31 protein-coding genes and 2 tRNA genes are annotated in these 24,956 nt (G+C 56.2%); 14 read left to right on the forward strand and 19 right to left on the reverse strand.

All coding sequences use genetic code 11. The features are described from left to right. From P8O11_RS06035 to P8O11_RS06045, 3 genes are all read right to left on the reverse strand, one after another. Positions 1–1,006: GMC family oxidoreductase (locus P8O11_RS06035; RefSeq protein ID WP_300292694.1), on the reverse strand; the 1,006-nt coding region annotated here is incomplete at its 3' end. Between the two features lie 40 nt (positions 1,007–1,046). Further along, entirely contained in the window at positions 1,047–1,655 is a 609-nt protein-coding gene (locus P8O11_RS06040; protein WP_300292696.1) for a Hint domain-containing protein, read from the reverse strand. A 116-nt stretch (positions 1,656–1,771) separates the two neighbouring features. After that, complete coding sequence (locus P8O11_RS06045; RefSeq protein WP_300292698.1) at positions 1,772–2,230, reverse strand: Lrp/AsnC family transcriptional regulator; 459 nt, start codon at positions 2,228–2,230, stop codon at positions 1,772–1,774. Between the two features lie 144 nt (positions 2,231–2,374). Here P8O11_RS06045 and ald point away from each other — a divergent pair, with 144 nt between their 5' ends. Then, the gene (gene ald, locus P8O11_RS06050; protein WP_300292700.1) at positions 2,375–3,490 is read left to right on the forward strand and encodes an alanine dehydrogenase; all 1,116 of its coding nucleotides are present in this window, start codon (positions 2,375–2,377) and stop codon (positions 3,488–3,490) included. A 59-nt stretch (positions 3,491–3,549) separates the two neighbouring features. Then, a complete protein-coding gene (locus tag P8O11_RS06055) occupies positions 3,550–4,149 on the forward strand; it encodes a ferric reductase-like transmembrane domain-containing protein (RefSeq protein ID WP_300292702.1) in 600 nt (199 codons plus the stop codon). A gap of 51 nt (positions 4,150–4,200) precedes the next feature. Here P8O11_RS06055 and P8O11_RS06060 read toward each other — a convergent pair. From P8O11_RS06060 to pheS, 6 genes are all read right to left on the reverse strand, one after another. Continuing rightward, a tRNA-Met gene (locus P8O11_RS06060) sits at positions 4,201–4,277 on the reverse strand. A 161-nt stretch (positions 4,278–4,438) separates the two neighbouring features. Continuing rightward, positions 4,439–4,870: a large conductance mechanosensitive channel protein MscL gene (gene mscL, locus P8O11_RS06065; RefSeq protein WP_300292704.1), complete on the reverse strand. Its 432-nt coding sequence runs from the start codon at positions 4,868–4,870 to the stop codon at positions 4,439–4,441. A 116-nt stretch (positions 4,871–4,986) separates the two neighbouring features. Further along, complete coding sequence (locus tag P8O11_RS06070) at positions 4,987–5,430, reverse strand: YtoQ family protein (RefSeq protein ID WP_300292706.1); 444 nt, start codon at positions 5,428–5,430, stop codon at positions 4,987–4,989. An 11-nt stretch (positions 5,431–5,441) separates the two neighbouring features. Then, positions 5,442–6,071, reverse strand: coding sequence for a class I SAM-dependent methyltransferase (locus P8O11_RS06075; protein ID WP_300292708.1), 630 nt, complete (start codon positions 6,069–6,071; stop codon positions 5,442–5,444). Between the two features lie 17 nt (positions 6,072–6,088). Beyond that, entirely contained in the window at positions 6,089–8,488 is a 2,400-nt protein-coding gene (gene pheT / locus P8O11_RS06080; RefSeq protein WP_300292710.1) for a phenylalanine--tRNA ligase subunit beta, read from the reverse strand. Next, positions 8,485–9,558, reverse strand: coding sequence for a phenylalanine--tRNA ligase subunit alpha (gene pheS / locus P8O11_RS06085; protein ID WP_300292713.1), 1,074 nt, complete (start codon positions 9,556–9,558; stop codon positions 8,485–8,487). Before pheS ends, pheT begins: the two co-directional genes overlap by 4 nt. 132 nt (positions 9,559–9,690) lie before the next feature. Between pheS and P8O11_RS06090 the strand changes: the two genes are divergently transcribed. The 3 genes from P8O11_RS06090 (at position 9,691) to P8O11_RS06100 (ending at position 11,013) form a co-directional block, all read left to right on the forward strand. Further along, entirely contained in the window at positions 9,691–9,972 is a 282-nt protein-coding gene (locus P8O11_RS06090) for a hypothetical protein (protein WP_300292715.1), read from the forward strand. Next, positions 9,962–10,480, forward strand: coding sequence for a hypothetical protein (locus tag P8O11_RS06095; RefSeq protein WP_300292717.1), 519 nt, complete (start codon positions 9,962–9,964; stop codon positions 10,478–10,480). Before P8O11_RS06090 ends, P8O11_RS06095 begins: the two co-directional genes overlap by 11 nt. Before the next feature lie 293 nt (positions 10,481–10,773). Further along, the gene (locus tag P8O11_RS06100) at positions 10,774–11,013 is read left to right on the forward strand and encodes a hypothetical protein (protein ID WP_300292719.1); all 240 of its coding nucleotides are present in this window, start codon (positions 10,774–10,776) and stop codon (positions 11,011–11,013) included. Positions 11,014–11,265: 252 nt separating this feature from the next. On the opposite strand, the gene rplT is transcribed toward P8O11_RS06100, so the two are convergent. The 4 genes from rplT to pyk form a co-directional block, all read right to left on the reverse strand. After that, positions 11,266–11,631 carry a 50S ribosomal protein L20 gene (gene rplT, locus P8O11_RS06105; RefSeq protein WP_089892768.1) on the reverse strand — a complete coding sequence of 122 codons (366 nt, stop codon included), beginning with the start codon at positions 11,629–11,631 and terminating at the stop codon, positions 11,266–11,268. A gap of 12 nt (positions 11,632–11,643) precedes the next feature. Beyond that, a complete protein-coding gene (rpmI, locus tag P8O11_RS06110; RefSeq protein WP_300292722.1) occupies positions 11,644–11,844 on the reverse strand; it encodes a 50S ribosomal protein L35 in 201 nt (66 codons plus the stop codon). A gap of 115 nt (positions 11,845–11,959) precedes the next feature. After that, entirely contained in the window at positions 11,960–12,184 is a 225-nt protein-coding gene (locus P8O11_RS06115) for a hypothetical protein (RefSeq protein ID WP_300292724.1), read from the reverse strand. 38 nt (positions 12,185–12,222) lie between these two features. Further along, positions 12,223–13,668 (reverse strand): pyruvate kinase, encoded by a 1,446-nt coding sequence (pyk, locus tag P8O11_RS06120; protein ID WP_300292727.1) that lies wholly within the window; start codon positions 13,666–13,668, stop codon positions 12,223–12,225. A 106-nt stretch (positions 13,669–13,774) separates the two neighbouring features. Here pyk and P8O11_RS06125 point away from each other — a divergent pair, with 106 nt between their 5' ends. Both P8O11_RS06125 and P8O11_RS06130 read left to right on the forward strand, forming a co-directional pair. Then, positions 13,775–14,524: an N-formylglutamate amidohydrolase gene (locus P8O11_RS06125; protein WP_300292729.1), complete on the forward strand. Its 750-nt coding sequence runs from the start codon at positions 13,775–13,777 to the stop codon at positions 14,522–14,524. A 4-nt stretch (positions 14,525–14,528) separates the two neighbouring features. Next, positions 14,529–14,843, forward strand: coding sequence for a DUF1244 domain-containing protein (locus P8O11_RS06130; protein WP_300292731.1), 315 nt, complete (start codon positions 14,529–14,531; stop codon positions 14,841–14,843). A 98-nt stretch (positions 14,844–14,941) separates the two neighbouring features. Here the strand turns inward: P8O11_RS06130 and P8O11_RS06135 are convergent, their stop codons facing one another. Genes P8O11_RS06135 through dgcN form a run of 3 tightly spaced genes read right to left on the reverse strand, consistent with a single transcriptional unit; the run spans position 14,942 to position 17,792 of the window. Then, positions 14,942–15,805, reverse strand: coding sequence for a D-amino-acid transaminase (locus P8O11_RS06135; RefSeq protein WP_300292733.1), 864 nt, complete (start codon positions 15,803–15,805; stop codon positions 14,942–14,944). A 7-nt stretch (positions 15,806–15,812) separates the two neighbouring features. Next, positions 15,813–16,778, reverse strand: a complete 966-nt coding sequence (gene dgcA / locus P8O11_RS06140; RefSeq protein WP_300292735.1) for an N-acetyl-D-Glu racemase DgcA — start codon at positions 16,776–16,778, stop codon at positions 15,813–15,815. Between the two features lie 9 nt (positions 16,779–16,787). Next, positions 16,788–17,792, reverse strand: a complete 1,005-nt coding sequence (gene dgcN, locus P8O11_RS06145; RefSeq protein ID WP_300292737.1) for an N-acetyltransferase DgcN — start codon at positions 17,790–17,792, stop codon at positions 16,788–16,790. A gap of 268 nt (positions 17,793–18,060) precedes the next feature. On the opposite strand from dgcN, the gene P8O11_RS06150 reads away from it, so the two are divergent. From P8O11_RS06150 to P8O11_RS06170, 5 genes are all read left to right on the forward strand, one after another. Continuing rightward, positions 18,061–19,017 carry an L-malyl-CoA/beta-methylmalyl-CoA lyase gene (locus P8O11_RS06150; protein ID WP_300292739.1) on the forward strand — a complete coding sequence of 319 codons (957 nt, stop codon included), beginning with the start codon at positions 18,061–18,063 and terminating at the stop codon, positions 19,015–19,017. A 277-nt stretch (positions 19,018–19,294) separates the two neighbouring features. Further along, positions 19,295–19,747 (forward strand): hypothetical protein, encoded by a 453-nt coding sequence (locus tag P8O11_RS06155; RefSeq protein WP_300292741.1) that lies wholly within the window; start codon positions 19,295–19,297, stop codon positions 19,745–19,747. Positions 19,748–20,024: 277 nt separating this feature from the next. Next, positions 20,025–20,618, forward strand: coding sequence for a LysE family translocator (locus P8O11_RS06160; RefSeq protein ID WP_300292743.1), 594 nt, complete (start codon positions 20,025–20,027; stop codon positions 20,616–20,618). 101 nt (positions 20,619–20,719) lie between these two features. Further along, complete coding sequence (locus tag P8O11_RS06165; protein WP_300292746.1) at positions 20,720–21,136, forward strand: Spy/CpxP family protein refolding chaperone; 417 nt, start codon at positions 20,720–20,722, stop codon at positions 21,134–21,136. A 107-nt stretch (positions 21,137–21,243) separates the two neighbouring features. After that, positions 21,244–22,206: an acetyl-CoA carboxylase carboxyltransferase subunit alpha gene (locus tag P8O11_RS06170; protein ID WP_089893676.1), complete on the forward strand. Its 963-nt coding sequence runs from the start codon at positions 21,244–21,246 to the stop codon at positions 22,204–22,206. Between the two features lie 103 nt (positions 22,207–22,309). Here P8O11_RS06170 and P8O11_RS06175 read toward each other — a convergent pair whose 3' ends face one another. Genes P8O11_RS06175 through P8O11_RS06185 form a run of 3 tightly spaced genes read right to left on the reverse strand, consistent with a single transcriptional unit; the run spans position 22,310 to position 24,324 of the window. Then, positions 22,310–22,879 carry a hypothetical protein gene (locus P8O11_RS06175; RefSeq protein ID WP_300292748.1) on the reverse strand — a complete coding sequence of 190 codons (570 nt, stop codon included), beginning with the start codon at positions 22,877–22,879 and terminating at the stop codon, positions 22,310–22,312. A 17-nt stretch (positions 22,880–22,896) separates the two neighbouring features. Next, the gene (locus P8O11_RS06180; protein ID WP_300292749.1) at positions 22,897–23,562 is read right to left on the reverse strand and encodes a GntR family transcriptional regulator; all 666 of its coding nucleotides are present in this window, start codon (positions 23,560–23,562) and stop codon (positions 22,897–22,899) included. 51 nt (positions 23,563–23,613) lie between these two features. Continuing rightward, positions 23,614–24,324: a M48 family metallopeptidase gene (locus tag P8O11_RS06185; protein ID WP_300292750.1), complete on the reverse strand. Its 711-nt coding sequence runs from the start codon at positions 24,322–24,324 to the stop codon at positions 23,614–23,616. A gap of 124 nt (positions 24,325–24,448) precedes the next feature. Between P8O11_RS06185 and P8O11_RS06190 the strand changes: the two genes are divergently transcribed. Beyond that, positions 24,449–24,781 carry a TIGR02300 family protein gene (locus P8O11_RS06190; protein WP_300292752.1) on the forward strand — a complete coding sequence of 111 codons (333 nt, stop codon included), beginning with the start codon at positions 24,449–24,451 and terminating at the stop codon, positions 24,779–24,781. 101 nt (positions 24,782–24,882) lie between these two features. Then, a tRNA-Ala gene (locus tag P8O11_RS06195) sits at positions 24,883–24,955 on the forward strand. Position 24,956 lies beyond the last annotated feature (1 nt).

A 24,956-nucleotide genomic window follows, 5' to 3' on the forward strand; every position in this document is an offset into this window, starting at 1 on the left:
GGCTCGGCGCCATGCTCATCGGCCCCGAGCGCTTCAAAGCGTATTCCAGCCCGATCTTGGCCTTGCCCCAAAGCGAGTTCGCCAACGTGTTGAGCGTCTTGGCGCCCGTCAGCTTCCAAGCACATCTCAGCTGCAAGTGGTCCTGTAAGTTTGCACCCACCTCGGCGATATCAGCCAGCACGTCTAAGCCATGCTTGACCAAAAGCGCCGCAGGACCTAGCCCAGACAGTTGCAAAATCTGCGGGCTGCCGATCGCCCCCGCACTCAGCACAACTTCACCCCCCGCGCGCGCCACGCTGACAACGCCGCCCCGCTCATACTCTACCCCTGTGCAGCGCCCGTCTTCTACAATGAGCCTGCGGACATGCGCGCCCGTCACCGTCTCAATCATGCCTTTGGGCGCGCCGCGCAAAAAGCTCTTGGCCGTATTGACCCGCCAGCCACTGCGTTGGTTCACGCGGAAGTAGCCCACACCTTCATTGTCGCCACGGTTAAAGTCATCCACCGCAGGTAAGCCATAGCTCACCGCAGCGTCGCGCCAGTCGTCTAGCACATCCCACCTGAGCCGCTGCTCCTCCACGCGCCAGGGCCCGCCAGCCCCGTGCATCTCGTCAGCACCCGCATAATAGTCTTCCGAACGCTTGAAATAGGGCAAGACATCGTCCCATGCCCAGCCCGTGAGGCCCATCTGTCGCCAGCCGTCATAGTCCGCTGCCTGCCCACGAAGATAGAGCATCCCGTTGATCGAAGAACACCCGCCCAAGACCTTGCCACGCGGATATAAGAGAGAGCGCCCGTTCAGCCCCGCCTCTTCATCGGTGCGAAAGCACCAGTCGGTGCGCGGATTGCCAATGCAGTAGAGATAGCCCATCGGGATATGCACCCAATGGTAGTTGTCCTTACCACCCGCCTCCAGCAGCAGAACCTTACGCCCACCATCAGCCAAGCGCCGCGCCATAACACAGCCTGCGCTGCCCGCCCCTATAACGATGTGGTCAAAGCCCATCTTCTGCTCCCGCCTTGTGATTGCGGCAGACGCTAGACTGTTAAATAAGTCTTGGCAAACTGACGGAAGCTTCAGGCAAATAACTCAGTAACGCAGACGCCTCACCGTATCCAAGCCCCAAACGAGACCCGTTCCCAGCCAGACTTGCGCTTCCATCCGCCTGACAGGCTGCTCCCTCGGCAAAGATCATCGCCTGCGACCTCAAGACAAGCCGCAAGTAACTGATGTGCTTGCAGGGCCTAAGCGCAATATCAAATCCATTGACCAAAACCAAAGCAGGTACATAAAGCTCGGAGTGGCCCTGATAGGCGCAGGGGTCAGGCAGCCGAATTAGGACAGGTTGGCTCTGGCGCACACGCAGCGGCATCTGGTTCCCGATAACTCCAGGACTAAACACAACAGGCGCATTCGCTCTGACCCCTTCACCCTGCCAGACATCAAAGCTGATCAGCGTTTCGTGGCCAGTTTCTGTCAAAAGCCGATCACCAGGCCAAAGCGCGTCCACCCGCAAATCACCCATCGCCGTGGCAACACAGGTGCTTGATTCCAGCCAACTCTCAACGCCAACAGCAGGGTCTTGAGCAGACTGCGTCTGCCCCGCCAAAGCGCGCCATCGGGCCGTTTGCCTTTGCTCTTGGGTCTGTCGCATCTGCTCGCTTTCTAAGTCTCTCGCCAAACTAGGCTTGCGAAAGCTAAAACAAGGTAAAACGCCCTACGCCCCTTACACCCAATTTAGCTAAACTTTTGGCAACAGCGGCCAAGCGCTCAGACAGGCAGCGCTGTTGTCTTAAAAACAGTGCGCAGCGCGAAGCTGCTCTGCATCTGCGCCACGCCCGGCAGGCGGGCCAGATGCTGGCGGTGAATGCGCGCAAAGTCGTCGGTGTTCTCGGCGACGACTTTGAGAAGATAATCCGCTGACCCGGCCATCAAATGACATTCGAGCACATCAGGAATCCGCCCGACGGCTTTTTCAAACGCATCGAGCACTTCATCAGCCTGCGCCTGCAAGGTGATCTCAACAAAGACAGTTGTCGGAACGCCCATCTTGCGTGCGTTGAGCAGCGCCACATAGTCGCGAATGTAGCCTTCCTTCTCCAGCCGCTGCACACGCCTGTGGCAAGCGCTTGCGCTCAGATTGGCCGCCTCGCTTAACTCGGCATTGCTGATCCGCCCCTGCCGTTGCAAGACCCTCAAAATACGGCGATCCGTCTCATCAATAGCCATTTGCGCACATCCCTTCGAAGATTTCACCCTATATGCGAAGATTCTCCCAAATAGTCCACATCACACGCCTCATTTCTCAAAGCACTTGCATTTCACCTGCGACATTCTGGCACAAATCACCTCATGGCTCAGGGAGACAAGTTCATGAAAATCGGTTGCCCAACAGAAATCAAACCCCAAGAGTTTCGTGTCGGTATGACACCAAACGCTGCGGGCGAAGCCGTCGCACGCGGACATCAGGCTCTCGTGCAAAAAGGCGCAGGCCTTGGCGCGGGCTTCTCTGATGAAGACTACACGGCCGCAGGCGCACAGATCATCGAGACAGCCGAGGAAATCTTCGCAACTGCCGACATGATCGTAAAGGTCAAAGAGCCCCAAGCAGGCGAGCGCAAGATGCTGCGCGAAGGCCAACTCCTCTTCACCTATCTTCACCTCGCCCCCGACCCCAAGCAAACGCATGACCTGCTCGCCTCGGGCTGTACTGCCATCGCTTATGAAACCGTTACAGATGATCGCGACGGCCTCCCGCTCCTCGCGCCCATGTCTGAAGTGGCTGGCCGACTTGCTCCCCAAGTCGGCGCATGGACATTGCAGAAGGCCAATGGCGGCCGCGGCGTCCTGATGGGCGGCGTGCCGGGTGTTGGTCCTGCCAAAGTTGTCGTGATGGGCGGCGGCGTTGTCGGCACACACGCCGCCAAGATCGCCGCAGGCATGGGCGCTGACGTGACAGTGCTTGACCGCTCCCTGCCGCGCCTCAAATACCTTGATGACGTTTTCGGCGGCACGTTCAAGAACCAGTACTCAACAGCAGGTGCCACAGCCGAACTGATCCGAGATGCCGATATGGTCATCGGCGCAGTCCTCATCCCGGGCGCCGCCGCGCCCAAGCTCATCAGCCGCGCACAACTTGGCGATATGAAGCCAGGCGCCGTGCTCGTAGATGTAGCGATCGACCAAGGCGGTTGTTTTGAAACCTCCAAGGCCACAACACATGCCGACCCGATCTATGACGTCGACGGCATCATGCACTACTGCGTGGCCAACATGCCGGGCGCTGTCGCACGCACCTCGACAATCGCGCTTGGTAACGCGACCATGCCCTTCATGCTCGCCCTCGCAGACAAAGGCTGGAAGCAAGCCTGCGCCGATGATGCACACCTGCTCGCTGGCCTCAATGTACACGCTGGCAAGCTGACATATTACGCTGTCGGCGAAGCCCTCGGCCTTGATGTGATGTCGCCTCAACTGGCGATCAAATAAGAACCGACGGAAAGGCGGGGAAGCGCCGTATAAGTCCTGATAACAACAGGATTAGTACAATGCTTTCCCGCCTCTCTCCCTATTGGCTCTGGCTCCTCCTCGCCATTCCCGCCTTCGGCATCCTCAGCGATGTGCTCACCTCAACAGACCCCAAAGCGCTCAAACACGCTCTGCACCCATCAGGCGAGTTCGCCGCGCGCTTTATGATTGTCTCAATGATGGCCACCCCCCTCGCAATGCTATTCAAAGGCAGAAGTTTCCCCATCTGGCTCAAGAAAAACCGTCGCTATTTCGGCGTGGCTGCTTTCGCTTATTCTGCCTTACACCTCGGGTTTTATCTCGTCTCGCGTGGCAGCCTCGAGAAGATCCTCGGTCAAGTCACTGACTTTGATATCTTAACAGGTTGGCTCGCGTTCCTTATCTTCCTACCGCTGGCAGCTACATCTTTTGACGCCGCCGTGCGCGCGCTTGGTCCCCGCTGGAAAAGCGTTCAACGCTGGGTCTATGCCGCCGCCGTGCTCACGCTTTTGCACTGGGCCGCAAAGGACGGTTGGGAAGGTCTGCCCCCGGCATTGGTAAACTTCGCACCACTCGCTCTGCTGGAGGGCTATCGCATCTGGTATTGGTATATCCGTCCAAAGCCAGCCCGCACAGCTTGAGCCAAACAAAAAGCCCCGCGCAACGCACGGGGCTTTTTCATTCTCAGTTTGTGGTAGCGTGAGGTGGACTTGAACCACCGACCCCAGCATTATGAGTGCTGTGCTCTAACCAACTGAGCTATCACGCCATTCACAACCGATGTGGGCGAATTAGCCAAGCCGTAAGGCGGAGTCAAACACAAAACTCAATGCAAACCACCTTGTACGCCAATTTCGCAGCAATCCTGCTTAAAAACATAAAAGGCCCACTCAAAAAGAGCGGGCCTTTGTCTTTATCGGTTCAGAAGATTTACTTCTTCGCGAGCGCGTCGCGGATCTCGGCTAGAAGGTCAAGCTCGGTTGGCCCTGCAGGAGCTTCCTCAGCCGCCACTTCTTCCTTGGCCGCTGCCTCTTTGGCTTTGTTCACGTAGCGCACCAGCATGAACACCACAAAAGCGATGATCAGGAAGTTGATGATCGCCATGATGAAGCTACCGTAGGCAAACACAGCCGCACCGCTCTCGCGTGCCGCTTCAAGCGATGCACCCGCAGCAACGTCACCAGACATCACCCAATAAGCATTGGTAAAGTCGATACCGCCCATAAACAGGCCGATGATCGGGTTGATAAGATCGGCCACCAAAGAGCCGACAATCGCCGTAAAGGCAGCGCCGATGATAATCCCGACGGCCATATCCATAACATTGCCCTTGGCAATGAAGTCTTTAAATTCGCTTAGCATTGGTTCACTCGTCCCTGTATGTACTGTTATCGCGCCCTTCGGGCTGCTGACAGGTTAACATATCAGGCTAATAAAGCGGCAATTTTTTCAGGGGGAATATTTACCCGTGCGGCCCCTTAGCGCGGCAAAACGCCTTCAAGCACGTAGCGCAGTATTTGCGCCACCTCTTCAGGCGCGCGCGCCACAGCCAAGGCCGCCGCGTCCACTTCTTTCAAAGCATGGTCATGCTCGGGCTGCTGTAAAATGATCAGGCTCTTGCCGAGCGCACTTGCATAGCCAGCGTCAAACGCCGCGTTCCACTGTTTGTATTGCTCACCAAAACGCACAACCACAACGTCAGCCTTGCCAATCGCGCCCCGCGTGCGGATCGCGTTGACCATCGCACCCTTGCGGTCATGCCAGAACTTGTCGGGCTCTTCGCCCAAGATCGCCACGCCGCAGTCGTCAGAGGCGGCATGATCCGTCACAGGGGCGCTAAAGCTCACATCAAGCCCTTCACAAGCCGCAATAATCTGCTCACGCCAGTCAGTATGAATTTCGCCCGAAAGATAAACCTGCATTCTATTCTCCCTCAAATCTTTCGCGCCACAACATAGCGCGAAATTGCAGGGAAATTCCCTGCCTCCAATGTCTCAAATCCAGCATCCGCAATCCGGCGGTCCACATCGGCAATCCGCCATAGCCCCACATCAGGTGCTTTGCCGATCCGCTTCAAAATCGGCAGCATGCCCGCCACCAGAAAACACTTCCAGCCGAAGGCTTTGTCCATCAAGCAAGGCGTCTTGCTGATCATAAGCCCACCAGGCTTGAGCATCTTGAATATGTCGGCAAGGACGGCGTCAGCATCAGGCACAAGGTGAAAGAGATTAAACCCCATCACCACATCAAACCCCTCCTCAAGCTGCGCGCTCTCGGCCGCGCCAAGCACGCGGAACTCCAGGTTGCTATGTTCGTCCGCCGCCTTGTCTCGTGCAATGCGGATCATCTCGCTGGATTGGTCTGTGCCGACGAACGCCTTTACATGTGGCGCAAGCCTGAGCGCGGTTGTCCCCGTGCCACAGCCCATCTCAAGCACGCGCATCTGGGGCGTGAGGTAGCTGAGAGTGCGCGCCAGCGTGTGTTCATAATCGTCCACACTGCGCATCTGGCTTTCGGCATATTTGGGCGCCATCTTGTCCCAAAACGTTTTGCTATCCACCATCACACACCCCCTAAAGCTTACCCGCGCAGGCTCCCGCCTGTTGCCTTCGTGACTTTCTCAACAATCTTGGCCGCAACAGCCTCGATGTCTTCGTCCTTTAACGTCTTGTCTTGAGGCTGCATTCGCACAGTGATGGCAAGGCTCTTCTTGCCCTCGCCGAGCGAGCCACCAATAAACTCGTCAAAGACGCGCACATCTTCGATCAAAGCCTTGTCGGCGCCCGCCGCCGCATTGATAAGCGTCAGCGCTTCGACACGTTCATCCACCACAAAAGCAAAGTCACGCTCCACAGCCTGCAAATCGCTCGACTTCAGAGCAGGGCGTGTCGCGCTCTTCTTGCGCGCTTCAGGAACCTCTTCTGGCCAGACGGTAAAGGCCACAGCTGGCCCCTTCACGCCCACCTCCTTAAGCACCTTGGGGTGCAGCTCGCCAAAGATCGCCAAGACTTTCTTCGGTCCAAGACAGATTTTACCGTGCCGCCCAGGATGCCACCAGCTGGGCCCGTCGCGCATCACCTGCACCTTGGCAGGCGCACCAACAGCAGCCAGAACAGCTTCAGCATCCGCTTTCGCGTCAAACACATCAACAGAACGGCTCTCGCCCAAAATATCCTTCGGACCCGTCTTGCCCACAAGAAGGCCCGACACCTGCAAAGCCTGCTCTCCCGGCTCGCCGCCGTGAAACACTGGCCCAACCTCAAACAAAGCAAGGTCTGCAAACCCGCGCGCTTGGTTGCGTGCAGCAGCCTGCAACAGCCCGACGAGAAGATCAGGCCGCATATGGCTCATCTCGCTTGAAATCGGGTTCTCAAGCCGCGTGGTATCTTCCCCGCCGCCAAATAGAGCCGCGCTCTTCTGATCGACAAAAGAGTAGGTCACGCACTCGTTGTAGCCAAGGCCCGCCGCCGTGCGCCGCGCTGCCTGCTCACGCTTCTGAAGCGGCAACAAAATCTGCTTTGGCACACCCGCGCTTGCCCGCGTCAGAGGCTTGCCAACAAGCTTGGTCAAGCTCGCAATCCGCGCAACCTCTTCGACCAAATCCGCCTCACCCAGAACATCAGGCCGCCAGCTCGGAACCTGCGCCATATTGCCCTCAAGCTTGAAGCCCAGCGCCGTCAGCGTCTGGCGCTGCTCCGTCTCTGGGATGTCCATGCCCACAAGGCTCTGCACCCGCTTCGCATCAAGCTTATACGCGCGGCTCACATCAGGCACCTTGCCCGCAACAGTCACATTGCTCGGCTCACCGCCGCACAGCTCGATGATCATAGCGGTCGCATCTTCCATCGCCTGCATGTTGTAAGCAGGGTCAATTCCGCGCTCGTTGCGATAGCGCGCATCAGAGTTGATCTTGAGCGCACGCCCCGTCATGGCAATCTGCACATGGTCCCAGACAGCGGCCTCAAGGAAAACATCTGTTGTCTCCTCGGTGCAGCCCGTGGCCAACCCGCCCATAACGCCCGCAATGCTCTCAATGCCGTTGTCATCCGAGATCACAACCTGACCGCCAGAGAAGGTATATTCCTTCTCGTCCAAGCCAACGATCTTGTCACCCGCCTTGGCGCGGTGCACCCGCAGATTACCGCTCACCTTGCCCGCATCAAACACATGCAAAGGGCGGTTACGATCGTATGTGAAGAAGTTCGTAATATCGACAAGCGCTGAGATCGGACGCAAACCAATCGCCTTGAGGCGCTGCTGCAGCCACTCAGGCGAAGGCCCGTTCTTCACACCGCGGATAAGACGGCCCGCAAAAACAAAACAGCCGTCTACCTTGGCGTCGTCCTCGATTGTGACACTGATCGGGCATGAGAACTGCCCGTCATGGCTCGGCGCGTCCACAGGCTTGAGCTTGCCCAGCCCCCGCGCCGCCAAGTCACGCGCAATCCCGCGCACGCCCAGCGCATCAGGGCGGTTCGGTGTGATCGCAATCTCGATGGTCGGGTCCACCTTCTCAGGTGCGTTCTTTGCCAGCCAGTCGATGAACAACTCGCCAATCTCGCCCGAGGGAAGCTCGATAATCCCGTCATGCTCGTCGCTCAGCTCAAGCTCGCGCTCGCTGGCCATCATCCCGTGGCTCTCCACCCCGCGGATTTTGCCGACAGACAGCGTGGTGTCGATCCCCGGCACATAATCACCGGGTTTGCAGAGCACGATAGTGATCCCCGTCCGCGCATTGGGCGCGCCACACACGATCTGCTTGCTGCCCTCATCGGTCTGCACTGTGCAGACACGCAAGCGGTCCGCATCAGGATGCTGCTCATGGTGCGTCACCTTCGCGAGCGTAAACGCCTTGAGCCGCTCGGCAGGGTTCTCAACCCCTTCCACCTCAAGCCCAAGGTCCGTGAGCGCCTCGCAAATCTCCCCAACGCTGGCCTGCGTGTCGAGATGGTCTTTCAGCCAAGAGAATGTGAATTTCATCGGCTCAGCCCTCCATGAAGTGTCGGTTGATCAAGGCTTGCAAAGCCGTAGTGGCGCAGCCAGCGCAGGTCTGAGTCAAAGAAGGCCCGCAAGTCGGGGATGCCGTATTTCAGCATGGCGATACGGTCGATGCCCATGCCAAAGGCAAAGCCCTGCCATTCATTCGGGTCGATCCCGCCCGCTTGCAGCACCTTCGGGTGGACCATGCCTGAACCAAGAATTTCCAGCCAGTCGTCGCCCTCGCCAACCTTGAGCGTTCCGCCTTCCCATGAGCAGCGGATGTCGACTTCGGCAGACGGCTCCGTAAACGGGAAGTGGCTCGCGCGGAAGCGCAGCTCCACATCATCGACCTCAAAGAAAGCTTTCACAAACTCTTCGAGCACCCACTTGAGGTTGGCCATCGAGATGTCCTTATCCAGCGCCAGCCCCTCGACTTGGTGGAACATCGGCGTATGCGTCTGGTCATAATCCGCGCGGTACACACCGCCAGGGCAAATCACGCGGATAGGCGCGCCCTGCTTTTCCATGCTGCGGATCTGCACGGGGCTGGTATGCGTGCGCAACACATGCGGGGGCCGCTCGTCGCCCTCGGCACGGTGCATATAGAACGTGTCCATCTCCGCGCGCGCAGGGTGATGCCCCGGAATGTTGAGCGCATCAAAGTTATACCAATCGGTGTCGATCCGCGGCCCTTCAGCCACGGCAAAGCCCATGTCAGCGAAAATCGCGGTGACTTCCTCAGTGACCTGCGAAATCGGGTGAATGCTCCCCTGCCCGCGCAAACGGCTGGGCAATGTCACATCCAGCCACTCGCTGCGCAGCCGCTCATCAAGTGCCGCATCCTCAAGCCCTGCCTTCTTAGCTGCGAGCGCCGAGTTAATCTCGTCTTTCAAAGCGTTGAGCTTCGGCCCAGCCTCCTGCCGCTCCTCGGCAGTCATCTTGCCCAGCTCCCGCATCTGAAGACTCACTTCGCCCTTCTTGCCGACCGCTTGCAGACGCAAGTCCTCAAGCGTGGCTTCATCAGACGCAGCCGCAATCGCCGCGATGTATTTGTCTCTTAAATCGTCCATGTCTCATACCTATCTGGCTCGCGTTTGACCTAGCGCGCCCTGCACCATTTCGCAAGCCAGCAACCCTCTCAGAACCAATTGACTCAAATTAAGGCCCAGTTTACCTTTTGATAGCCTTAGGGGGTTTTGGTTATGGGTTTGTTTTTACTGTTCAGCCTTGCGGCTGGGTCCGCTGCGCTCTTGGGTGTTATCAATCTGTTTGACGGCAACAGCGCCACACCAGAGGCCAGCGCCGAAGAGATTGCCCTGCTCGAAGGCGACGCCATCACCGCCACGGAGCAAATGCTTGCCGATGACCCGACCCGCGGAGAAGACATCGAAGCGCTCGACCTCACCCCCTTTCACAACAGAATACGACGAATACTATGTCGATTTCACATCCACGCCTGGGGACGATCTGATCGTGCTTCCTGAAGAAGGCTCGGCCGATTATCCCGACTATGGCACAGGCTCTGTCATCTTCGGCGACGAAGGCGATGACACAATGATAGGCCAAAGCGCGGGTGATGTGTTCTTTGGGGAGGCTGGCGACGATGAACTCTTCGGCGGCGGCGGCAATGATCTCTTGTCAGGTGGCCCTGGCAACGACCTCCTCACAACAGAAACAGCCGACGGCAGCGATACGCTCTATGGTGGCGCTGGTGACGACGAAATCGCGGCCTTTGGCGAGATCGGCACAGACGCCATTCACCACATTTCAGGCGGCGCTGGCGATGACAACATCACCCTTCAAGGTGGCGCCTATCTGGTCAGCCTCGGAAGCGGAGCCGATATGGTCACGCTTCAGCCCGAAGATGGTGAAAGCGGGGTCAGCTCCGCCGCACTGATCAGTAACTTTGACGTCGCTGAGGACACCCTAATGATCATGGTCGAAGGCCCGAGCAGCAGTGCCGCCACCGCGCTCACCTATACGCTCAGCTAGGTCGAAACAGACCTTGGCCTCGCAACTCTTGTTGAGCCTGCAGTCTCTAGCGAAGCCGTCGCAACAGCCCTCGCAGGAAGCGTCAACGGCGGGGTCGCGCTTTTGCTTGGCGTCACGCCCGACCAGCTCACAGCCGCCAATATTCAGGTCGTACTCGGCTAGGCCCTGCGCGCGATCTGCCCTCTGATTTGAATAAATCTCTCGACTTAAGGCGCAGTCCTGCCCTAATTCGGCCAAGTCTCTGCCGCGGACGGCCAGCATTTTAACTCCAGATCAAACTGGAGGATCATGCAATGACCAACGCAACCAAAGTTTTCGCCGCTGCCGCGCTTTTCGTGGCCTCAACAGCCCTTGCCGCAGAAGCACAGATGCGCCCCGCCGTTGGGTATCAGAGCCAGTGGTACACAACACCAGACGGCTGCTCATATTCGCGCACGCATGCCCCCGGATATGGGGTGTCTTGGGTGCTGATCCAAAATCCACATCACATCAATAAGCCCGATGTCGGCGATCATTGCGCAAATACGCTCTAAGCCCTCCAAGGCCCTGGGGGTGCGCATCTGCTGCGCACCCTGCACAGGCGTACGCCGCGTTATCTTAATTTCTGTTAACGATTGCCCCACAAGGCGGTGCACGGGTTGTGCACGCATTGTGCACGCTTTTCACCCCCCTAGAATCAGCCATTTTCAGGGCCATTAACCAAGCGGAACGCAGCCTTAACGTACAAAAAAAACGCCGCGAACCTCTCGGTTCACGACGTTGATTTTATAGGCTTTCAGCGTAGCTTAAGCAGCCAGCGCGCCTTGTGCTTGTGCAACAATCGCACCGAAGGCTTCGGGCTCATGTACAGCAAGATCGGCGAGGACTTTACGGTCCACTTCGATACCAGCAAGGCTCAAGCCATTGATAAAGCGCGAATATGTCAGCGTCGCATCGTGCGAACGCACAGCCGCGTTGATCCGCTGGATCCACAGAGCGCGGAAATTGCGCTTGCGATTCTTGCGGTCACGGGTTGCATATTGGTTTGCTTTGTCCACCGCCTGGCGCGCGACCTTAAAAGTATTTTTACGACGGCCATAATAACCTTTGGCTGCCTTAATAACTTTCTTGTGACGTGCGTGTGTGGTTGTTCCGCCTTTTACTCTCGACATATCTAACCCTCCTTAGCGTGCGTATGGCATCATGGACTTGATGATTTTGGCATCAGGTGCAGATAGGGTTGTCGTACCGCGAGCATCGCGAATGAATTTGTTTGTGCGCTTGATCATGCCGTGCTGCTTACCAGCTTGGGCGGCTTTGACCTTGCCACTTGCCGTCATTTTGAACCGCTTTTTGCAGCTCGATTTGGTCTTCATCTTGGGCATTTCCGTCTCCTTAGTTTGGGTCGGTCTATAATGCGCGACTCGGCATGCCACTTCTGGCCGGTCCCGCAGACGAAAGCGGTGTGTAAGACGGCTTATGCTTTATTGCAAGGGGTAATCAGCCCAAATATCGAGCTACAACATTGATGATCACATTGGGGATCTGATCAAGCGTATATCCCGCAGGCTTTGACGCTGCGGCCCATGCCACAAGCCCGCCGCTGACAATCAAAACAATCGCAGCAGCCCGTGGCGTGCGATTGTCCGACAGCGCCGACACAACAGCAGGTACAGAAAAGACCGCAATCACCAATCCGATCACGAGATAGAGATCGTAGTCCATCGTACGCACCCTTCACAAAACCGTTTATATTTTGAAGTCTACTCTGGATCGGAGGCAAAAATCAAACTTTGGTCACACGGCGCCACACGCAAAATATTTGTTGTGCCCGGAACATTGAAAGGAACGCCCGCGGTCACAACGATCTGATCTGCCGCCGTCGCGTATCCAGCGCTCTGCGCAGCGCGCGCAGCATTCACTACAGCTTGCTTAAATCGCTCAAGTTCTCCCGTCATGATACAGTTGGTACCCCAACTTAGAGCCAGCCGCCTTGCCGTACCACGCAGACTCGTTAGCGCAATGATTGGAACACGCGGCCGCTCACGCGCGGTCAAAAGCGCGGTTGTGCCTGACTGCGTAAAGCAACAGATCGCCTTGATGTCTGTCGATTCGGCAATCTCGCGCGCCGCCGCCACGATCCCGTCGGCCACACTTTCGCGTTTGACCACACGGGAGGCTTCGATGATCTCACGATAGGTTGGGTCTGACTCGACCTCAACTGCCACATTGTTCATCGTGCTCACTGCTTCCACAGGATACTGCCCCGCAGCGGACTCAGCCGAAAGCATAATTGCATCCGCGCCCTCATAGATTGCCGTCGCGACATCGCTCACCTCTGCACGCGTTGGCATTGGGCTCTCGATCATACTTTCAAGCATTTGCGTAGCCACAATTACAGGCTTGGCCGCCGCACGACAGCGTCGTACAAGCCGTTTCTGGATTGGTGGTACATTCTGCACAGGCAGCTCAACGCCCAAATCGCCGCGTGCCACCATAATGCCGTCGGAGACCGCCAGAATTTCATCAAAGCTGGTCACCGCTGTCGGCTTTTCAATCTTGGAAAGAACAGCCGCACGGCCACCAATCAACGCTTTGGCCTCTTCTACGTCTGCTGCACGCTGCACAAACGACAGGGCGATCCAGTCCACACCCAGCTGGCAGACAAACTCTAGATCCGCGCGATCTTTATCTGACAAAGCTGCCAAAGGCAGTACCACTTCCGGCACGTTAACACCTTTGCGGTTGGAGATCGCACCGCCTGCGGTGACAATACAATCCGCAAAATCATCACCGCATGTCTCGACCTTCAGACGGATCTTGCCGTCGTTCACAAGCAGGGTCGTACCATCTTCCAGCGCCTTGAAAATTTCAGGATGCGGCAAGCAAACGCGAGCGTTGGTGCCAGCGGTTTCATTAAGATCAAATCGGAATTTCTGCCCCTCAACGAGCTCTTCTTCCTCGTTGGTGAAGACCCCGACCCGCAGCTTCGGCCCCTGCAAATCCGCCAAAATCGCGATCGGACTTTCAAGTTCGCGCTCAATTTCGCGGATGATTCGATGCCGCTCACGAATCTCGTCATGACCACCGTGCGACATGTTTAGGCGGAACACATCAGCCCCCGCCTCGTGCAAGCGCTTGATCATCTCATAATCGTTCGAAGCAGGCCCCAACGTCGCCACGATCTTTACATTTCTGAGCCGTCTCATATGTTGTGCCTCTCGATATTATTAGTGCGATGCGCTTCGACAGATTATCGCGCGTCTGTGACACGCGCACAACAGCGCGTTTACGCGCTTAAAAGGATTTTACGCCATGAACTACAAGCCATTTGAGATCGTAGGAGCCGAAAGAAGCGGCCCCTGGGTCATCGCTTGTGATCATGCATCAAACCTAATTCCACCCTTCGTAAATAACGGCAGCCTAGATCTGCCCGCTGGCGACATGGGCCGACACATAGCATATGATGTTGGAGCAAAAGGGGTTTCTCTCGCGCTCGGTGCCCTGCTTGATGCGCCAGTCATTTGCTCCAACTTTTCCCGCCTCGTGATTGACCCCAACAGAGGCGAGAACGATCCAACCTTGTTGATGAAGCTCTATGACGGAACCATCATTCCCGCCAATCGACACGCTGACGCAGCGGAAAAAGAGCGCCGCCTAGACACCTGCTACAGACCCTATCACAATGCTTTGGTAGACCTTCTCCAAACCCGACCAGAAGCGGCTCTTCTTACGCTTCATAGCTTTACACCGCAGCTCGCTGGACGACCCAAGCGACCATGGCATGTGGGCATTCTTCATGCGGACGACAGGCGCCTCTGCGATCCGCTATTGGAACTCCTGCAGCAAGACCAGTCGCTCTGCGTGGGCCGCAACGAGCCCTACGGCGGCCACCTCCCGGGCGATACGATAGACAGGCACGCCATTTCTCAAGGGCGACACAATGCCCTCGTTGAAATTCGCAGCGATCTTATCCACACTGATGAGCAACAAACCCATTGGGCAGAGCGTCTCGCCCCCATCTTGCAAAATGCTCTGCGCATCACCTTAGCAAACGAGGTCTGAAATCATGGACGATCAAACCAAATTGGAAATCGAAGCCGCCGCCTTTCGCACCTTGCAGAAACATCTGATGCAAGACCGCCCCGATGTGCAAAACATCGACTTGATGAACCTTGCAGGCTTTTGCCGCAATTGCCTTGCTCGTTGGTATCAGGAAGCGGCAAACGAGCGCGGCATTGATATCTCAAAAGACGAGGCCCGCGAAGCCTATTACGGGATGACAATGGACGATTGGAAAGCCAATTATCAAACAGAGGCTAGCCCCGCAAAGCAGGCGGAGTTTGAAGTCGCGTTCAAAGAAAATGTGACGGACAAGAGTTAGGATATACTTCCCTCCTCTTGCAGGTCTTTCCAAAAAACTAGCGCGTCCGCTTCTAGCAAGGCCTATTGGCACAGAAAATTGCAGGAACTGCTGGAGCGCTAAATTGCTTTTTTAAGGCTCTCATCGAGGTAAATCTCGCGCAGGCGTTTAGCGATTGGACCAGGCGTTCCGTCTCCCATCGTCGCGCCATCAATCTCTACAACAGGCATCACAAATGCACTTGCAGAAGTCGTGAATGCCTCGTCAGCTTCTTTGGCTTCCTCAATCGTAAAGCTACGCTCTTCGACTTCCATTTGAGCCTCTTTCGCCATCCGCAGAACAGCGGCACGGGTTATCCCATGTAGGATATCATTTGACAGCCCACGCGTGATGATCTTGTTACCCTTCACGATATAGGCGTTGTTGGACGTCCCTTCGGTTACAAAACCTTCTTCGACCATCCAAGCGTCATCACAACCCACTTTTTTTGCCATCATTTTACCCATTGAGGGGTAAAGAAGCTGTACTGTCTTAATGTCTCGTCGACCCCAACGAATGTCCTCAATAGAGATGATCTTTGCACCTTTCTGAGAGGCGGCGCTGTTTGCCATTCCTGGTTTGCTTTGAGTAAACAGCACAAGCGTTGGTTTGGTCGTTTCAGGATCAGGGAAGGCAAAGTCACGGTCGCCGTCAGAGCCGCGGGTGATCTGCAGATAGACAAGACCCTCGTCAATCTCGTTGACGCGCACAAGCTCACGGTGGATTTCCAGAAGTTCATCGATCGTGCACGGCATCCCCATATCCAACTCATTCAATGAGCGTTCTAGGCGCACAGCATGGCCTTCAAAGTCGATCAGTTTGCCTTGGAGGACTGAAGTTACTTCATAGACCCCATCAGCCATCAAAAACCCACGATCAAAGATCGAGATTTTGGCGGCGTCTTCGGGCACATAAGCGCCATTTACAAAAACTGTGCGTGTCATAGTCGGTTTATCCCCAAAGCTCTGGTTTCGGCGCGTGAACGCCGTGTTCGTCAAAATGAAGTGGCGTATCACGGTCTTCTGCCAGAAGCAGCGGGCCGTCAAGATCGATCACTGTCGCACCTTGTGCGACAAGCGTTGCTGGGGCCATCGCGAGCGACGTCCCGACCATGCAGCCAACCATAACGCCATAACCCTCTGCCAATGCCGCGTCTTTCAAGCGAAGCGCTTCAGTCAACCCACCGGTCTTGTCGAGCTTGATGTTCACAACGTCATACTTGCCCTTGAGATAAGGGAGGCTAGAGCAATCATGGGCGCTTTCATCAGCACAGACAGGCACAGGCCGTTCGATCCCGATCAACCCTTCATCATCGTTTGCAGGCAAAGGCTGCTCGACAAGTGAAACGCCAAGGCGCTGAAGATGTGGCACAAGATCAAGGTAAACAGCCCGAGACCAGCCTTCATTGGCGTCAATAATGATCCGCGATTTCGGCGCCCCAGCGCGGACAGCTTCAAGGCGGGGCATATCATCAGGCGTGCCGAGTTTGATCTTAAGAAGCGGGCGAAACGCGTGCTTTGCCGCCTGCTCTTGCATCTTTGCAGGCGTATCAAGCGAGAGGGTATAGGCCGTAATCTCGGGCTTGGGCGCAGGCAGCCCCGCAAGCTCCCATGCGCGTTTTCCGGAAGCCTTGGCTTCCATATCCCACAGCGCACAATCGACCGCGTTGCGCGCTGCCCCTGCGGGCAGTAGTTCATAGAGCTCAGCGCGGTCAAATCGGTCTGGCAGGCCGTTAATCTCTGCTGTGACAGACTCGAGCGTCTCATCATAGCGGGCGTAGGGCACACATTCGCCCCAGCCGTGGTTTTCACCATCTTGTAAACGCACGGTCAGCACCTTGGCTTCAGTGCGCGAGCCTCTTGAAATGGTGAAGACCTGCGCGAGCTTGAAGCTTTCTGGTGTGACTGTAATTTTCATGGTCTTGCCTTAGCTCAGCGCCGCAAGTGCATCAACCAGCTTGCCCGCACCATATCGGTAAGGGTCTGTTGCTGGTAGGCCCAGCTTTGCCTCAACATCAGCAAGGTAGGCGCGCGCAGCATCATCATCCATGTTCTGGGTGTTTACGGCATAGCCAATCACTTCACAGGCAGGGTTAGCCACGCGTGCAAGCTGCAAGGCCATATCTCGCACCGCTTCGAGGCTTGGCAGCGAATAGCCGGGAAGGCCGCGCATATGCTCGCGCGTTGGCTCGTGACAGACCACCAATGCATCAGGTTGGCCCCCGTGGATCAGCGCCATAGTCACGCCTGAATACGAGACGTGAAACAAGCTGCCTTGGCCTTCGATGATATCCCAGTGGTCTTCATCGTTATCAGGTGTGAGCCACTCGATCGAACCCGCCATGAAGTCGGCAATCACAGCATCGAGCGGAACACCCCCACCCGTAATCAGGATGCCTGTTTGGCCTGTTGCGCGGAACGTCGATTTCATACCGCGGTCCTGCATCTCTTTGTCAATGCAGAGCGCCGTATACATCTTGCCGACAGAGCAATCTGTACCAACAGCCAAGAGACGCTTGCCTTTGCGAGGCTCACCATTGGCGATGGGGTATTTCACTTCTGGAATACGCACATCATGAAGCATGCGGCCCGTTGCTTCGGCGACGGCCACAAGATCAGCCTCCTCGCGCAGCAAGTTATGCAGGCCAGAGGCAAGGTCAAAGCCTTCCTCGAGTGCTGTCACCAAGACCTTTTTCCACTCTTGGCTAATGATCCCACCACGATTGGCGACCCCAATCACGAGCGTCTTTGCGCCTGCGGCTTTCGCCTCTTCCAAAGTCATATCAGCTAGGCCCATGTCTGCCTTGCAGCCATCCATGCGAAACTGACCTACGGCATTTTCGGGACGCCAATCCTTAATGCCTTGTGCAACTTTTGCTGCGAGTTGATCTGGCGCATCGCCAAGAAAGAGAAGGTATGGTGTTTTGATCATGGCTAAGCCCCCAATGGTTTGGGAGAATTTTAGTGATGCTCAGACGAAGCACTTCTCATTTCCATTGTTTCTTATCCAAATTTTTCACAATCCTCCCGAAATTTAGCAAATTTCTCGAAGATTCTTCGAAACTAGCCCTGCCCTTCGATTCTTTGTTGCATGACTCCAAATTGCTGCATGTGCAAAAAGGCGTTGCAGCCAATCCCGCAATTTAATATCCAACAGCCAAGCCAAAACGCAACTTCCTTACCTGAAAGGCTCTTTTATCATGAGTTTTCGCATTCAACCTCAGGCTCCCAAGCGGCCGAACCGGTGTCAGTTGTTTGGACCAGGGTCCAACACCAAACTTTTTGCCAAGATGGCGGCCAGTGCTGCTGATGTTATAAACCTCGATCTTGAAGACTCTGTTGCCCCATCGGATAAAGACACGGCGCGGGCCAATGTGATCGAGGCGATCAATACGATCGACTGGGGCACAAAGCATATCAGTGTGCGCATCAACGGGCTCGACACTCCCTATTGGTACAAAGACGTTGTGGACATCATGGAACAGGCTGGCGATCGACTTGACCAGATCATGATCCCCAAGGTCGGATGTGCTGAAGATGTCTATGCGGTCGACGCTTTGGTCACCGCCATTGAGCGCGCCAAAGGCCGCACGAAGCCTGTTTCCTTTGAAGTAATCATCGAGAGCGCAGCAGGGATCGCTCATGTAGAAGCCATTGCAGCCTCAAGCCCGCGCCTTCAGGCAATGAGCCTTGGTGCGGCGGACTTTGCGGCCTCAATGGGCATGCAAACAACGGGTATTGGCGGCACGCAGGAAAACTATTACATGCTGCGCGAAGGTGAAAAGCACTGGTCAGACCCGTGGCATTGGGCACAAGCGGCCATCGTTGCAGCCTGTCGCACACATGGCGTTCTGCCTGTCGACGGCCCCTTCGGCGACTTCTCGGACGACGAAGGCTACCGCGCGCAAGCGATGCGTTCGGCAACACTCGGCATGGTCGGCAAATGGGCGATCCACCCCAAGCAAATCGCGCTGGCAAACGAAGTTTTCACACCGTCAGAAGCGGCTGTCGCCGAGGCCCGCGAAATTCTTGCCGCGATGGAAACCGCCAAAGCCAACGGCGAAGGCGCAACCGTCTACAAAGGCCGTCTGGTGGACATTGCGAGCATCAAACAGGCCGAAGTGATCGTCGCTCAGGCCGAGCTGATCGCAGGCTAAAGCCAAAAGGTTTTGACAAAACGCGGGCGCCTTCGGGCGCCCGTTAACGTTTGAAAACCCGCTGATTCTAGGGGGGTGTTTTGCGTGCACAATCCGTGCACAACCCGTGCACCGCCAAAACGGATTTTGCGATTTCGGGCAAAACGGCCAGTTCGTTACAGCAGCGTACGTTGTGCGGGTGCGGCATGGAGAAATTGACATGCATCTGAAATCCCGCCTACTGGTTCAAACGCGTGTCTTTTAAAGTTATGACCCTCCAAGTTTAATGAGTTGTTCCATGGTAGTGATTTCTGAAATCCAAAAATGTGTCTTGGTAGAGGAGGCATGTATTCAGGCCACTTTGGCTTTAGCCGCATTTAGAAAGTTTCAACACATCGTAAATGACTATGAAACCCGGCAAGATCGGGCGGCCTGGATGTATTTGACATCCTTTCTGTCTCATACTGCTATGGTCTCAAAATTGCTCAAGCCTGGTGTATCAACGTCAATTTCAACATGCCGAGCTCAACAACTAAATGAGGTTCTCAAAGTCCCTGACAACGCCCTATTGTTGGACCGCAGCATACGCAACAACGTTGAGCACTTTGATGAACGGATAGATAGGTGGATAGACGCGGGGTCGGATAAAATTCTTGAAGCTGTGTTTGAACAACGTACTTGTCTTGATTTTTTAAACCGACACAGTGATGAGCAGCGGCACAGTTGGTTTATCAGGCGCGTCTATCTTTGAGATGAAGAAGTGTTCTTAACCGAAGGCAGAGATGGCAGAGAGGAAGTGAAAATTGGCGACGTGGCCGCAGAGCTAGCCCGAATTTGGAAATGTGCGAATGAGTTTTTCAATGAACAAACTCGCTGAAGGGTGCTTGTAGCCAACCAGCCCATCTTGAGCGTTCGCGCCTCAGCCTCATCGATTGCTCAATCGTCCTAGGACGCTAGCGACGATGTAAGCAACCTTTATGCATACGGTTACAATTTGACTGCGCGCACTTTGCGCGCATATTGCGCCAATGACATATGACATCTTTCTCGCTCTCACGCTTTTTGCTTTTGTGACCTCGGCAACGCCAGGGCCGAACAATATGATGTTATTGGCCTCCGGGGCGAACTTCGGCTTTGTCCGCACCATCCCACACATGTTTGGGATCAGCCTTGGCTTTGGCTTGATGATCTTTCTCGTCGGGATCGGACTGATGCAGGTCTTTGATACCTATCCTGTGAGCCGGACAATCCTGACCATTGTGAGCGTGATTTATATGCTTTGGCTGGCGTGGAAGATCGCCAATTCGGCAGCGCCAGAGGGCAGCGCAACGGGCGGCACACCGATGACATTTTTGCAGGCAGCGGCGTTTCAATGGGTCAACCCGAAGGCGTGGAGCATGGGGCTGACGGCAATCACGCTCTATGCGGGAGACAGGTCGGTCTGGTCGGTCGCGTTGGTGGCTTTGGCGTTTATGATCGTGAACTTCCCGTCCGTCACGATCTGGGTTGTACTTGGACGCGAGATGCGGCGCTTTCTGACTTCGCCTGCACGGCTCAGAGCCTTTAATTGGGGGATGGCTGTGCTTTTGGTACTCTCGCTCTATCCCGTTCTTTTGCCTTAGACGGCCGAGGTAAAGTTATGTTGAGGATATTGATTTAGGTCAAGAATCACATTCTAATTTCAATATATGATTTCGCCATGTGTATGATATTGGAGAGTAAAATGAAGTCTATCTTGCTTGGCGCGGCAATGGCGCTCGCCCTTGGAGCCCCCAGTTTTGCGCAGCAAAACCAACCTGCGCGCGAGATTTCGGCGCCGATTGTGGCCTTCACGCCCGTGATTGTAAAAAATGCCGATGCGCTTGAGCTGACGGAGGCGCAGCGCGCTGATCTGAAGCAATGGCTCGATACAATGCCTGCAAACCGCAAAATGATTGAAGAGGCGGCCTTGGCCGCGCGCGCTGAACTGCGCGCCGCGATCATTGCGGGTGCACCTGCGGACGAGCGCCAAGCGCTCGCGGCAAAAGTCGGCGAGATGGAGACCAAGCTTGTGATGATGCGCTCCAACTGCACCGATCACTGGCGCGCGACACTCACAGAAGCGCAATTTGCCAAAATGCTCGAACTGGCGGCCATGTAAGGCGCTCCTGTGCGGCGCGGGAGCTTATGCTGCCTGCGCCGCGCGCAATGATTGCATTTGTTCTACGGAGCAGCCATATAGTTTTGACGATTTGGCAGGAGCAGAGCATGACCAACTACCTCGATTTTGAAAAGCCACTGGCCGAGATTGAAGGCAAAGCGGAAGAGCTGCGCGCTATGGCGCGGCAAAGCGAGGGAATGGATATTGAGTCAGAAGCCGCGGCTTTGGACAAGAAAGCCGCCGATATGCTGGTTGCGCTCTATAAAGAGCTGACACCCTGGCGCAAATGCCAAGTGGCGCGTCATCCTGACCGCCCACATTGCTCCGATTATATCAAAGCGTTGTTTACAGAATATACCCCCCTCGCAGGCGACCGGAACTTTGCCGACGATGACGCCGTGATGGGCGGCTTGGCGCGATTTGATGGCAAACCTGTAATGGTGATCGGCCATGAGAAGGGCAGCGATACCAAGGGCCGGATCAAACATAACTTCGGCATGGCGCGCCCTGAGGGCTACCGCAAGGCGGTGCGGCTCATCGAGATGGCGGGCAAGTTTGGTCTGCCTGTGATCACGCTGATTGACACGGCTGGCGCCTATCCCGGAAAAGGCGCGGAAGAGCGCGGGCAATCAGAAGCGATTGCGCGCTCCACGGAGGCCTGTTTGCAGGCGGGTGTACCTCTGATCTCGATCATCATTGGCGAAGGCGGCTCTGGTGGGGCCGTGGCCTTTGCAACGGGCGATCGTGTGGCCATGTTGGAGCATTCGATCTATTCGGTGATTACACCCGAAGGCTGCGCCTCTATCTTGTGGAAAGACTCCGAGAAGATGCGCGAAGCCGCTGAAGCCCTGCGGCTAACGGCCAAAGACTTGACCCAATTGGGCGTTGTCGACCGCGTGATCAAAGAGCCACTCGGCGGCGCGCATCGCGACAAGCCTGCCACGCTGGACGCCGTGCGAAAGGCCCTGGCGGAGATGCTCAAAGAGCTCGACGGGAAAAAGGGCAAAGCCCTGATCGCGTCGCGCAGGAAGAAGTATCTTGATCTTGGCTCAAAAGGGCTGGCTGCCTAAGCTGGCCAAAGCGCTTCCATGCTCTTTTTCTTTCTAAAAATATCCTGGGGGTATGGGGGCAAAGCCCCCATCGGGTCGGATTTGCGAAGCAAATTCGAAGTTCTTACAGCGCGCCCTCAAGTCCGAGCGACGCAATCAGATGATAATATCCGACAAGAACTATGACAAAGAAGGCAACGAGGACCAGCTCGTGCTTGAAATGGTTGCTGTGGAAAAAGTTACGCTCGCGGTGATGCATGACATCCATCAGCTCGTCACCAAAGCGCACCGAGAGGAATGTGCCAATCCCTGACAGGAGGATCACGCCCCAATAGGGCCATGGCGTGAGCAGGATTTCTCCAAAAATCCGGGTGAGAAAAGTGGTTTGGTAATACTCTGGCGCGAGCATCAGCGTGGCCAGATTGAGGACAATGGCAAGCGCCCAGACGGCGAGCTCGGACACAATCATCCGAATACCAAAGAGCAGACGCAGGGGAAAATCGAGCAAAAAGCCTGCGTCAGCGACAGGGGTGCAGAGCACAAAGAGGCTCCATGTCAGCGCGACGGCCACGCCGCCTGTGGCGAAGTCATAGGTCAGGCCGAGGTAAAAGAAATACCCAACCGCAAGAGCCAGTAGCGCCGCGAACTTCCAGAGCATTTGTCGGGAGGGGGCGTGGCCTGTGCCGTTGCTCATCGGGAAACCTATCACTCTTAGCTTGCGAGCAGTTTGAGGCCCGCGGTGACATCAGACCGCACGGCAAGGCGCAGGCTTGGCTCGTCGCCAGCACGCAGCGCGGCAACAATGGCGCGGTGGAAATGGGGCAGCTCCGTGCGCTGCAGCCGGCCATAGAGTGCGCGCATTGTTGGCCCTAGCTGCAACCACACAGTCTCGCACATCGCAAGCATGGCCGGCGCCTGAGCGCGCAGGTAGAGCGTGCGGTGGAATTCCAGATTGGTGCGGATGTAGGCCACAGCGTCTTTATGGGCGATGGCTTCGGCGATGGTTCCGTTGATGGTCTGAAGGCGCTCGATCAGCGCCATGTGCGCACGGGGCAAGGCGCGGCTGGACAACTCAACCTCCAGCAGGGCTCGCAGGGCGGCAAGCTCTTCGATCCGTTCATTGGAGAGCTCAGGCGTTGCGACACGGCCCGAGGAGGACATAAACAGCGCCCCTTCCGCGACAAGCCGCTGCACCGCCTCGCGCGCGGGCGTCATAGAGACATCAAACTCCCGTCCGATGCCCCGCAGCGTCAGAGCATGGGCGGGAGGCAGTTCGCCGTGCATGATACGCGTACGCAGCCCGCGATAGACTTTGTCGTGGGCCGAGGATGTGTTGTCGCTACGCGGGCTCGCGGGGGAGGGTATATGGCTTTGCATGCATATTTGTGATCACAAAAAACCGCCACTGTCAATCTGAAGGATTTGTGATCACGCAGATGAGGTGAAGCGGTATTTATGCAAGCTCGCCCCATGCTCGCGCAGCCAGCCGCGTTCAGCGCGGTGCGAACCATAGAGATCCTGCACCACCTGCCAAAAGGCGGGAGAGTGATTCATCTCAGCGAGATGGGCCACCTCATGTGCCGCCACGTAGCGAAGCACCTCGGGCGGAGCCATAATCAGCCGCCAGGAATACATCAGCGTGCCTTGCGAACTGCACGAGCCCCAGCGCGATCGGGTGTCGCGCACTGATATCCGTTTAAAGGGGCGGCCAAGAGCAGCAGAATAGGCATCAGAGGCGGCTGTAAGCCGATCACGCGCTAACTCTTTCAAAAAGCCGCTGAGGCGCGCGCCCGTGCGCTCGGGCGGCCCAGGGATCAGGAGCTGATCTTCACTCAAAACAATCTTGCGGCCCGCGCCCTGCACCACACGAATCATCTGGCCTTCAAGAGGAAGAAGGCTGCCCTGCCCCACAGGCACATCCGCCTCAAAGCGCGCGACGTGACGGCGCAGCCATGCGGCCTTTTCGCGGATAAAGCCCGTGGCCTCGGCCTCAGAGGCATAGCGCGGCAAAGTGAGCGTAACGCGACCATCAAGCTGAGACACACGCAAAGACAGGCGTTTGGCCTGTGAAGAGCGCTTGAGACGCACTTCAACGCGCGGCTCACCCGTTTGCTCGCTTTCCAGAACGAAAGTACTCATTGGTTTCCCTTGTGGCGCAAAGGCCCATGCTCGGAGTTGTTTTGGCGAAAGGCTTTGACACCCCTGCTCTGTTATGGCAGTTGGCGCTGATCACCGACAAGACCCGAATTGAAAGAGGTATACCATGCCTAAGGAAGAATGGGGCATCAAACGCTTGTGCCCGACCACTGGCAAACGGTTTTACGACCTGAACGCCAAGCCAGTCATCAGCCCGTACACGGGCGAGGTTGTTGAGTTTGACGCCAACAAAAAGAGCCTGATTGCCCCCGACCAGGAAGACGCAGTCACGAAGAAGGCGAAAGAAGCAGAAGACGATCTTGAAGTAGATGTACTTGAAGATGTTGTTGATGTGGATCTCGACGACGATGATGATGTGCTGGAAGACGACGATGACGATGATAACGTCTCTCTCGACGATCTTGCAGACGTTGCTGCCGAAGGCACTGACGACGACTGATGATTTATCATCTATGATTTCGCAGAGGGGCGGATTTGGGCTTGATCCCGCTCGCCCCTTTGACTAAGACCCGCGCAGTTGCTTTTGCAACGCTTGGTTTTGGGGCATTAGCTCAGCTGGGAGAGCGCCTGCATGGCATGCAGGAGGTCAGCGGTTCGATCCCGCTATGCTCCAC

The sequence above is a fragment of the Lentibacter sp. genome, assembly GCF_029254145.1.
Taxonomy (GTDB): Bacteria; Pseudomonadota; Alphaproteobacteria; order Rhodobacterales; family Rhodobacteraceae; genus Lentibacter.

Excerpts from the sequence above, each read along its gene's own strand:
- P8O11_RS06090 (WP_300292715.1), top strand. The coding sequence starts at position 9,691 with ATGGGTTTGTTTTTACTGTTCAGCCTTGCGGCTGGGTCCGCTGCGCTC.
- P8O11_RS06135 (WP_300292733.1), bottom strand. The coding sequence starts at position 15,805 with ATGACACGCACAGTTTTTGTAAATGGCGCTTATGTGCCCGAAGACGCC.
- pheT (WP_300292710.1), bottom strand. The coding sequence starts at position 8,488 with ATGAAATTCACATTCTCTTGGCTGAAAGACCATCTCGACACGCAGGCC.
- P8O11_RS06130 (WP_300292731.1), top strand. The coding sequence starts at position 14,529 with ATGGACGATCAAACCAAATTGGAAATCGAAGCCGCCGCCTTTCGCACC.
- P8O11_RS06155 (WP_300292741.1), top strand. The coding sequence starts at position 19,295 with ATGGTAGTGATTTCTGAAATCCAAAAATGTGTCTTGGTAGAGGAGGCA.
- dgcN (WP_300292737.1), bottom strand. The coding sequence starts at position 17,792 with ATGATCAAAACACCATACCTTCTCTTTCTTGGCGATGCGCCAGATCAA.
- P8O11_RS06170 (WP_089893676.1), top strand. The coding sequence starts at position 21,244 with ATGACCAACTACCTCGATTTTGAAAAGCCACTGGCCGAGATTGAAGGC.
- ald (WP_300292700.1), top strand. The coding sequence starts at position 2,375 with ATGAAAATCGGTTGCCCAACAGAAATCAAACCCCAAGAGTTTCGTGTC.
- pheS (WP_300292713.1), bottom strand. The coding sequence starts at position 9,558 with ATGGACGATTTAAGAGACAAATACATCGCGGCGATTGCGGCTGCGTCT.
- rplT (WP_089892768.1), bottom strand. The coding sequence starts at position 11,631 with ATGTCGAGAGTAAAAGGCGGAACAACCACACACGCACGTCACAAGAAA.
- P8O11_RS06125 (WP_300292729.1), top strand. The coding sequence starts at position 13,775 with ATGAACTACAAGCCATTTGAGATCGTAGGAGCCGAAAGAAGCGGCCCC.
- P8O11_RS06165 (WP_300292746.1), top strand. The coding sequence starts at position 20,720 with ATGAAGTCTATCTTGCTTGGCGCGGCAATGGCGCTCGCCCTTGGAGCC.
- P8O11_RS06185 (WP_300292750.1), bottom strand. The coding sequence starts at position 24,324 with ATGAGTACTTTCGTTCTGGAAAGCGAGCAAACGGGTGAGCCGCGCGTT.
- pyk (WP_300292727.1), bottom strand. The coding sequence starts at position 13,668 with ATGAGACGGCTCAGAAATGTAAAGATCGTGGCGACGTTGGGGCCTGCT.
- P8O11_RS06100 (WP_300292719.1), top strand. The coding sequence starts at position 10,774 with ATGACCAACGCAACCAAAGTTTTCGCCGCTGCCGCGCTTTTCGTGGCC.
- mscL (WP_300292704.1), bottom strand. The coding sequence starts at position 4,870 with ATGCTAAGCGAATTTAAAGACTTCATTGCCAAGGGCAATGTTATGGAT.
- P8O11_RS06075 (WP_300292708.1), bottom strand. The coding sequence starts at position 6,071 with ATGGTGGATAGCAAAACGTTTTGGGACAAGATGGCGCCCAAATATGCC.
- P8O11_RS06045 (WP_300292698.1), bottom strand. The coding sequence starts at position 2,230 with ATGGCTATTGATGAGACGGATCGCCGTATTTTGAGGGTCTTGCAACGG.
- P8O11_RS06160 (WP_300292743.1), top strand. The coding sequence starts at position 20,025 with ATGACATATGACATCTTTCTCGCTCTCACGCTTTTTGCTTTTGTGACC.
- rpmI (WP_300292722.1), bottom strand. The coding sequence starts at position 11,844 with ATGCCCAAGATGAAGACCAAATCGAGCTGCAAAAAGCGGTTCAAAATG.
- P8O11_RS06180 (WP_300292749.1), bottom strand. The coding sequence starts at position 23,562 with ATGCAAAGCCATATACCCTCCCCCGCGAGCCCGCGTAGCGACAACACA.
- P8O11_RS06055 (WP_300292702.1), top strand. The coding sequence starts at position 3,550 with ATGCTTTCCCGCCTCTCTCCCTATTGGCTCTGGCTCCTCCTCGCCATT.
- P8O11_RS06190 (WP_300292752.1), top strand. The coding sequence starts at position 24,449 with ATGCCTAAGGAAGAATGGGGCATCAAACGCTTGTGCCCGACCACTGGC.
- P8O11_RS06150 (WP_300292739.1), top strand. The coding sequence starts at position 18,061 with ATGAGTTTTCGCATTCAACCTCAGGCTCCCAAGCGGCCGAACCGGTGT.
- P8O11_RS06070 (WP_300292706.1), bottom strand. The coding sequence starts at position 5,430 with ATGCAGGTTTATCTTTCGGGCGAAATTCATACTGACTGGCGTGAGCAG.
- P8O11_RS06040 (WP_300292696.1), bottom strand. The coding sequence starts at position 1,655 with ATGCGACAGACCCAAGAGCAAAGGCAAACGGCCCGATGGCGCGCTTTG.
- P8O11_RS06115 (WP_300292724.1), bottom strand. The coding sequence starts at position 12,184 with ATGGACTACGATCTCTATCTCGTGATCGGATTGGTGATTGCGGTCTTT.
- dgcA (WP_300292735.1), bottom strand. The coding sequence starts at position 16,778 with ATGAAAATTACAGTCACACCAGAAAGCTTCAAGCTCGCGCAGGTCTTC.
- P8O11_RS06175 (WP_300292748.1), bottom strand. The coding sequence starts at position 22,879 with ATGAGCAACGGCACAGGCCACGCCCCCTCCCGACAAATGCTCTGGAAG.